The sequence below is a fragment of the Allolucifera butyrica genome (assembly GCF_900476375.1).
GTDB classification, from domain to species: Bacteria; Bacillota; Negativicutes; order Sporomusales; family UPPP01; genus Lucifera; species Lucifera butyrica.
The window spans coordinates 129,818-135,916 of the sequence record NZ_UPPP01000052.1 but is presented as its reverse complement, the minus strand read 5'-3'; the positions used below and the strand labels follow the sequence as shown (position 1 = coordinate 135,916).

Here is a 6,099-nt window from a genome sequence, read left to right as displayed (position 1 = left end):
AAAAGTTAAGTTTCACGAATGGAAATTGATTTCCAGGTGCATACTATTAATACTTGCCGAGGAGGTTATGACATATGAATGATATTGAAAAAGGTGTTATTGTATTTTTAAAACTCATGGGACTCTTTCTTTTTGTTGTCGGAGTCAGTTTTATGGGGATGGGGTTTTCGGACACGGAGGGATTATTTCCCCTTACGGGAATCATCATTTTTTCGCTGGCGATGATTTCGGAACGGATAGCTTGGCGTAGTAAGGTAAACTATGAAGTGATTGAGAACAAGATTGCGGAATCAGAAATAAAATGCGTCCGGAATACCCGTTAAATTACTTTTTCTTAAGGATTTATTTTACCCTTGCCCTGCTTAGCAGGGTTATTTTTTGAGTCTCCCTAGGAATAGTGAAGTAAAGTTAGTTAACGAAAAAATATTTATATACTTGATAAACTCATAACTACAGGTATATACTATTATTATAAGCGTAAGTGATGAAGTAATAAATTCAATATTTTAAGGGGTATTAGCTCAGTGGGAGAGCGCTTGATTCACATTCAAGAGGCCGCTGGTTCGAAACCAGCATGCCCCACCAGGAAATACAAGGCCGGAGAGGTTGTGCAAACTTCTTGGCCTTTTGTTTTTTTTAATATTTTCTAACGCGACAATCGATAAATTATATACACCCCGTAGTAGCCGATTTGCCTAACTATTTTATTAATCTTTCGGATAGGTTTTTTTTCTGTTTGTTCTGTTTAAAAGATAATCCGTGCTCGTATTATGTAAATCTGCTAGTTTGATTAAAATTCCAGTAGGTATATCCACGTCGCCGCGTTCATAATTACTGTAAATTCTTTGGCTGCAATTGAGATACATTGCAATTTGTACCTGCGCCATATCTTTATCTTCGCGTAAATTTCTTATTCTTTCTACATATGACCACCTCAAGATATAATTATAGTTTAGCGAAATATTCGCTATTGACTTTTAGCGAGTATTTCGCTAAGCCTATTTTAAACTAAGAAATTGTAAAGATAGAAAGAAGGCGGAATATGAAAATTATTTTGGAAGAGTTGTATAACGGCAATATAGACCCATTGGAACTGATTTTTCCAAAATCCCCCGAATACCGTCCATTAACCCAAAGAATATCCGACATGTTGGAAATATGGGAAAAGAAACTTTCGGAAGATGATACAAATTACTTGAAGCACTGCTGGATTTATATGCTGAATCCAGTTCAATGGAACGGCATCGTTTACATACGGATTTAAGCTGGGCGCATTAGTCATGGTTGAAGTTTTAACTGGAAAGGAGGAAGTCGTACGCATAGGATTAAGGGAACAGGGTTGTTGAACTGTTGAAATTTGGAGGAGGTACATTATAAGACGAGAAGGGACGGGCCCGAATTACTGATAAAATTATGCCAGAGGTACAGGAATGGCAAGTCGGACCCTTGAACAGCATCTACCCTATCGTATTTTTAGATGGCATTGTGTTTAAAGTCCGCAAAGATGCCAAGATTGTCAACAAATGCGTTTACTCGGTTTTAGGCATCACAATGGAAGGCAAGAAAGAGATCCTTGGCACATGGTTAGCAGAAAATGAGAGCGCATCCTTCTGGCTGACCATTTGTAATGAGCCGGTTTATTCACATTTATAGTAAGTTTCATGGGATGTAAGTCAGGAGCCGAAACAAAACTCCACACTTGTGGGTTTGAATTGTTTGTGGATGTGTGTGATGGCATTTTCGATTTATCCATTCCCATTGTCATTTCCTGTTATCGTAATAAATCGTCAAGAGCAATTGGCCGGAGCGGCAATGTTCTCGGGCGTAATTTTTTATGAAAGCTATCATATTTCAAGTCCTATTTGTACTATGCCATGGCTGTGCCGCCAATGCCCCCCGGATAATGGCCTCTTCCAGTGCCACTGCAGCGGCTGTGCCCACCAGCGTAACGAGTTCGTCGCTCGTCAGATTACTAGTGTATGAACCTAGAGCGAGGCAGAAGATCGTGTCCCCGTCCCATTGAGTATGATCAGGGGAGATAGCCCGAGCCATTCCATCTTCAGCGAGTGTTGCCACTCGGTTGGCCTCTGCCTTTGTTAGCTGCGCTGTGGTAGCCACTAGTGCAATTGTGGTGTTCCTGGTCTGGCTGGACTTCAGCACCGGCACACCAGCCAGCATCGCTTTGGTTTGATTGACAAAGGTTCCATCAGGACGTAGCGCTCCGACGACGATATGCCCTCGATCCCATACGTCTCCGACAGGATTGACCACCGCCAGGGCTGCCACCATGGGGCCGCCGGGAATACACAGGGAGGCAGTGCCCAGGCCGCTCTTCATAGGTCTCCCATAGATTTTTCCCGCCGTTGCTCCCGCCCCGGCGCCCACATTTCCTTCCGGTACGGAACCCGTATTTGCAGCCTGGCAGGCGGCGTAGGCCAGGGCCGCATCTGGCGGGGGTGACCCCTTGGCATAGGGGAGGTCATAGATGACCGCTGCGGGTACAAGCGGTACATCGTCGAGCCCTTGCTCAACGATCCAGCGCATCACCCCGCTTGCCGCAGGTAGTCCGAAGAAACTACCGCCGGTGAGGAGGACGCCATATACAGGATATTCGGCGGTGCCGGGGCGGATGATATCGGTATTCTGGGTACCGGGGCTACCTCCGCTTACGGATACACCGGGAACTGCCCCAGCCGGACAGAGAATCACTGTACATCCCGTGCGGCCACTTTCGTCCTCTGCGTTTCCCACCAGGATGCCGGGAACATCAGTAAGGCCTCCCATAGTGGCTACTTCCTTACACTTACAGCGGGGCATGCCAAATCACTCCCTTGTTATTAGTTATTCAATACACACTATGTAAATTAAAACAAAAATGTTACAACAAAGTGTGAATCCGCATGTTCAGAAACCGTTACAAGTGAGTAATATGTACCTTCTTTTATTAGTTATGTTAACTTAATGCACATTGAGTGTGTGTGTGTAGGGAACATTAATGCTGAGGATGTCTATTGTGTTCCAATATAGACCGTTCCTCAATCCCATAATTACGTCCCCATATATCAATGCTGGCTATGTTATTCCGGTTTTTTCAAGTCGGGAGGGATAAAAGTTAGGTGATCTCCGGGCATAAAAAAGGCTCGGGATAGTCCCGAGAGTAAGGAGCGAGAATATAGACGAGCCGATAAATATGACGGGCACCAAAAGGTCATACTGCGTCCGTATCTGTGGCTTACGGTATCGGCTCCTAACTTTAGTATGGATAAAATGGCTCGAATTTATGTAAACTTAAGCATCAAATAGAATATGAAAAACCTCGGGTATAAAACCCGAGGCTTTGGAAAGAGAGACGTACATGGAATGAGCCGATAAACCTGGTAGGGGACCAGCCATCATGTTAAACACGGTATTTTCGGCTCTAACCATAGTATGGAAAGATTTTTGGATATTATACGGACAAGATACCAGATTATTAGACCCGGTGCTTTGATAGAGGCAAGGCTTAAGGTTTAAAGGAGGGGAGCGATTTGCTAGGTGTCAAAACTTCATTGCCAAAAGAATTTAACCTAAGGCTAGAGTGATGAAGGAGGAAAAACTTTATTAATTTGTAAGAATTTTAATTCCTTATGAAGGAAATACCTCCGAGTTTGTCTAAATATAGACCAAAATGGCATAGGAGGGCTTTTCTTGGACCAAAGTTTAAATAGTCAAATCTCCTGCTTAAATGCTATTCTTAAAAATTATATGGGAAAAAGTGTTCTAATTACTGGATTAAAGAAAAAGTATGCTAGAAAAATGATTGATTACGTAATATTTCCTAATTACAAAGATAGTACCTACTATGTAAAGTTAATATTTGAAGATAATATAACGCTTGAATATCCAAGGGTTGAGTATATTGAATTTATCCAAAGTTTTAAATCTAAAGTTTGGATTACTGAGAAGGGGATGGAAGAGCCACATTGGAAACTCGTATTCGGAGAGCCGGATGCCATGTACATATCGAAATATAATAATTAAAAGTACATCTGAGCTTTTGGGCTTTTTCTCTACTCGAATAAGGTTTAAAAATTTTTAAGATTGACTCAGGTATTTACTTTAACAGGATAATATTATCTTCTGCCGAATAATCTCAGCAGGGAGGGGATTGTAATGGATGATATTAAAAAATGCCCGAAGTGCGGAGGCATTATGGTGGAGTTAGGTTCGAATAAGTGGGAATGTACAAACTGCAATTATAAGGAAGGTAATGACTAGAGCGCTGTCTGGCGAACAAGACTATTTTTATTAAACATTATTATGTAAAATAGTCGATGAAAGAAGGATTTATTTGAAAAAACTGCTTGTGGCTAAATGTTTTAAATGTGATTCGGAAATGATAGAAATTGGCAGGGGCGACAATTATCATTTTATTTGCCCGAATGGTTGCTCCCAAATTGGACCATCACCCAGTATTTTGCTTACCCAGGATGAGTTAGATAAAGATTACGAATTTAATAAGAAATCAATGGGAAAATAACGCAGTTCTTCTTGGAAGGTATAAATTGAGCCGTAAGGCTCTTTTCTTTTTATGTCAAAAGGCTACAGATCAAAATAACGGAACAAGTTATCTTCGTATCAAATCTTAAAACAGCATGTCTTTAAGTAGCAAAATGTTCAGTAATGTAACGATTGCCGCGACCGTCCACAAAGTAATCTTTTCAAAACGGCTATTGGCATATTTCCCCATGACATTAGGTGAAGAAGTTAGATATATCTGTAAAAAAATTGTTATGGGGAGTTGGATGCTTAATGCAACCTGAGAATAAAGCAAACCTTGAAAGAAATCATTGATGAGCAGAATAATTACAAGAGCGAATCCGTAAGTAATGACAACCCCCATCCAAGAATGTCGGTCCTTTATATCATATGGTTCTTTAAATAGCCCCGCAAATATACTACCGCCAGCCATTCCGGCGGTTGTGGTAGACGAAATTCCTGAGAACAATAATCCAATGGAAAAAATAATTGCGGCTCCTGCCCCTAATAATGGTTTAAGCATTTCTTGCGCTTGCTGCAATTCATCAACTTGTATATGATTTGTAAAAAAAGCTGCAGCCGCTACTAGTATCATTGCGCTGTTAATGGCCCAACCTATACCCATAGAAAATAGGGTATCAATAAACTCAAATTTAAGCTGCTTTTTTATAATAGATTCATTTTTTAGATTCCATTGGCGGCTCTGGATAATTTCTGAATGCAAAAACAAGTTGTGAGGCATGACTACAGCCCCTAATACCCCCATAATAACTATTATCGAATCTTTGGGAATTGATGGTTGTAGCCAGGCAATACCTGCTTGCCCCCAATCGACTTGAACAAGGGTTAACTCGTACAGGAAGGCTATCCCAATTAACGACACAAATCCGATAATTAGTTTTTCGAGCTTTTTGTAAGAATTAGACCACAATAACCATCCGCAAAATACTGCAGCAAATACGGCTGCAAGTCTTAAAGGAATGCGAAACAATATATTTATCGCTATTGCTCCACCTATAATTTCTGCCAGGGCAGTTGCAACGGATGCTGCAACTGCAGAGAACAATACAACTCGTGACACCAGTGGTCGCAGATATTCGCTAGCTGCTTCGGACAAACATAATCCAGTCACTATTCCCAGATGAGCAACATTATGTTGGAGGATAATAAGCATGATAGTGGACAGGGTTATGACCCAGAGCAGAGCGTAGTTATATTGAGCGCCAGCCGACATATTGGTTGCCCAATTTCCAGGGTCGATAAAACCGACCGTTACTAGTATGCCTGGGCCAATATAGCGTAAAATCTGGCGCGCATTTAAGTTTATTTCGTGGCGTTTATGAAAATAATCGATAAACAAATTCTCACCTCTTTAATTTTGGAAGTATCTTTACTGTTGGGAAACAACTTAGTTACTATATAGTTTTTTAATATAAAAATGATAAATCCTGCAAAAATTTGTATGTATTTGACCATGCTTTATTTTTTAATAGGATAATTTAAATACCTAATTCTTTAAATCAGCACCCTCTGTTAGACGGGTGTGCTGATTTAAAGAATTGTTGCACTAATTTGGCTACA

General features: G+C 40.8%; 7 protein-coding genes, 1 tRNA gene and 1 pseudogene. 6 read left to right on the top strand and 3 right to left on the bottom strand.

Annotated elements, in window-relative coordinates; all coding sequences use genetic code 11:
- The first annotated feature begins 74 nt into the window (after positions 1–74).
- Both LUCIF_RS01540 and LUCIF_RS01535 read left to right on the top strand, forming a co-directional pair.
- Positions 75–323, top strand: a complete 249-nt coding sequence (locus LUCIF_RS01540; RefSeq protein WP_122626109.1) for a hypothetical protein — start codon at positions 75–77, stop codon at positions 321–323.
- 187 nt (positions 324–510) lie between these two features.
- Positions 511–585, top strand: a tRNA-Val gene (locus LUCIF_RS01535).
- A gap of 122 nt (positions 586–707) precedes the next feature.
- Here LUCIF_RS01535 and LUCIF_RS01530 read toward each other — a convergent pair.
- The gene (locus LUCIF_RS01530; RefSeq protein WP_279386935.1) at positions 708–938 is read right to left on the bottom strand and encodes a helix-turn-helix domain-containing protein; all 231 of its coding nucleotides are present in this window, start codon (positions 936–938) and stop codon (positions 708–710) included.
- Positions 939–1,042: 104 nt separating this feature from the next.
- On the opposite strand from LUCIF_RS01530, the gene LUCIF_RS01525 reads away from it, so the two are divergent.
- Positions 1,043–1,264 carry a DUF6809 family protein gene (locus LUCIF_RS01525; protein WP_207856810.1) on the top strand — a complete coding sequence of 74 codons (222 nt, stop codon included), beginning with the start codon at positions 1,043–1,045 and terminating at the stop codon, positions 1,262–1,264.
- Positions 1,265–1,392: 128 nt separating this feature from the next.
- A pseudogene (locus LUCIF_RS01520) lies at positions 1,393–1,632 on the top strand (transposase); the annotation flags it as partial.
- 219 nt (positions 1,633–1,851) lie between these two features.
- Here LUCIF_RS01520 and LUCIF_RS01510 read toward each other — a convergent pair.
- On the bottom strand, positions 1,852–2,817 hold the full coding sequence (locus tag LUCIF_RS01510; RefSeq protein ID WP_122626106.1) for a P1 family peptidase: 966 nt from the start codon (positions 2,815–2,817) through the stop codon (positions 1,852–1,854).
- A gap of 870 nt (positions 2,818–3,687) precedes the next feature.
- On the opposite strand from LUCIF_RS01510, the gene LUCIF_RS01505 reads away from it, so the two are divergent.
- Both LUCIF_RS01505 and LUCIF_RS01500 read left to right on the top strand, forming a co-directional pair.
- Positions 3,688–4,020, top strand: a complete 333-nt coding sequence (locus LUCIF_RS01505; RefSeq protein ID WP_122626105.1) for a hypothetical protein — start codon at positions 3,688–3,690, stop codon at positions 4,018–4,020.
- 310 nt (positions 4,021–4,330) lie between these two features.
- A complete protein-coding gene (locus LUCIF_RS01500; RefSeq protein WP_122626104.1) occupies positions 4,331–4,519 on the top strand; it encodes a hypothetical protein in 189 nt (62 codons plus the stop codon).
- Between the two features lie 105 nt (positions 4,520–4,624).
- Here the strand turns inward: LUCIF_RS01500 and LUCIF_RS01495 are convergent, their stop codons facing one another.
- Positions 4,625–5,878, bottom strand: coding sequence for an Nramp family divalent metal transporter (locus LUCIF_RS01495; RefSeq protein WP_122626103.1), 1,254 nt, complete (start codon positions 5,876–5,878; stop codon positions 4,625–4,627).
- Between the last annotated feature and the right edge of the window lie 221 nt (positions 5,879–6,099).

Bases quoted from the DNA above. Each gene is read 5' to 3' on its own strand.
- LUCIF_RS01540 (WP_122626109.1), top strand. From the start codon at position 75: ATGAATGATATTGAAAAAGGTGTTATTGTATTTTTAAAACTCATGGGA.
- LUCIF_RS01525 (WP_207856810.1), top strand. From the start codon at position 1,043: ATGAAAATTATTTTGGAAGAGTTGTATAACGGCAATATAGACCCATTG.
- LUCIF_RS01510 (WP_122626106.1), bottom strand. From the start codon at position 2,817: ATGCCCCGCTGTAAGTGTAAGGAAGTAGCCACTATGGGAGGCCTTACT.